General features: G+C 36.3%; 1 protein-coding gene. It reads left to right on the forward strand.

Annotated features, from left to right (window positions below):
- Positions 1–1,711, forward strand: a 1,711-nt coding sequence (locus tag C6988_RS08525) for a hypothetical protein (protein WP_182134662.1), incomplete at both ends; no start/stop codon positions are given.

Raw genomic sequence — 1,711 nt, forward strand, 5'->3', positions numbered from 1 at the left:
CTCAAAGCTAGTCAATGTAGAAATTCCTGATGAGCCTGCACCAAAAGAAGAAAACTTACTTGAATCAATTAGAGAGTTAATTAATTCTGGAATTGGAGACCCAGGGCGCCTTGAGCACATCTATAGAATGCTGGACCGTGGAAAAGAACTCTTCAAGTCAGATAGAAAATACCTTGATGAAAAATTAGAGTTCAAAGAGAAAAAATTCGCCCAAGTAATTACAAACATTGCAGATGAGCTAGAGACTCCAACGCAACAGCAGATAATGAAGGAAGCCTCTGAAGTTGTAAATCTTCGAGACAAACTAAACAAGGCAAATGATAAGATTTTATCACTAGAAAAAACAATTGCAGAGAAAAAAACAGAGCAAAAACAAGTTGAAGAAAAAATAGAGCAGACAAAAAAAGAGCAAAAAGAGATTCAAGCACACGAAGACATCCCAACTCCTGAAAAACCAAAGCTTAGAGGCAGTATGCCAAAGGATTGGAAGCCAACAAAAGAAATCAAGGATAATTTAGAGACATCTGGAATTTATGAGACAATAAAAAAGGAAGCAGAGAGAATTGAAGAGCTAAAAGAAGAGCGCAGACGCCTAGATGAGAAACAAAACAGGCTAACGCAAATAATTCTAAATCGCGAAGAGTATGAAAAACGAGTTGCAATAGAAAAACAAAGACTCGAAGCTAAAATCTCACAAGAGCGACAGCAAATAGAACAGCAAACAAAACTTGCAGAGCAAATCAAAGAACGACAAATAGAACTAGAGCAAGCAAAAAGTGAGCGAGAGAGAATCTCAAAAGAATTACAGTCCCAGCAAGCATCAATTGATAAACAAATTCAAACTCAAAAGAGCGAATTACAAAAGACAAAGACAGAGTATGAGAAAAAATCCCAGTCTGCTAGAGCAAAAAGACAAAAGATTGAAGCCCAGCTAAAGACAGAAAAAAGCAAAGTAGAAGAGCAAGACCGCATCCTTCAAGCAATTTTAGCACAAGAAGAAGTCTTTGAGCGAATCCAAAAAGAAAGACAAGAGATTGCAAACCAAGTTCTACAAGAAAAGACAAAGCTCTATGAGCAAAACAAACTCACAACCACTCTGGATGAAAAAGAGATATCACTAAATGAAATAAAACTACAAAAACAAAAGATTCTATCTGAAGTAAAAAATGACAAATCTCTCCTAAAAGAAATTCAAAAAGAAAAATCAAAGATTCAAAAACAGATACAAACAAACCTTGCAAAAATCGACGAATCAAAACAAGCTGAAGAGCAGCAACTACAACAACTAACTCAGGCTCGACAGAGCATGGTGGGTGATATCCAGTCTGCAAAGCTTAGCCTCGATGAGCAAAATAAACTCGCAGCAAATCTTGCACAAAAAGAAGCAGCACTTGACTCGATAAAGTCTGAAAAACAAAAGATTCTCAGTACTGTAAACAAAGACAAGTCATTACTAAAAGAAATTCAAAAAGAAAAATCAAATCTAGAGCGACAGATAGGTGCCAACCTCAAAAAGATTGAAAAATCTCAAAAAGCTGAAGAGGCAAAGCTTGCACAGCTAGTAAAAGAGCAGCAAAAAATTCTTGATGCAATAAAGCAAGAAAAAGAGACACTATCTAAAGCAGCAAAAGAGGCACTAGCAATGAAGCAAAAGCAAGAAGCTTTAGAGAAGACAAGAAAAGAGCGACAAGAAATTGAGCGCCAGATAAAA

Source organism: Nitrosopumilus sp. b1 (assembly GCF_014078545.1).
Lineage (GTDB): Archaea > Thermoproteota > Nitrososphaeria > Nitrososphaerales > Nitrosopumilaceae > PXYB01.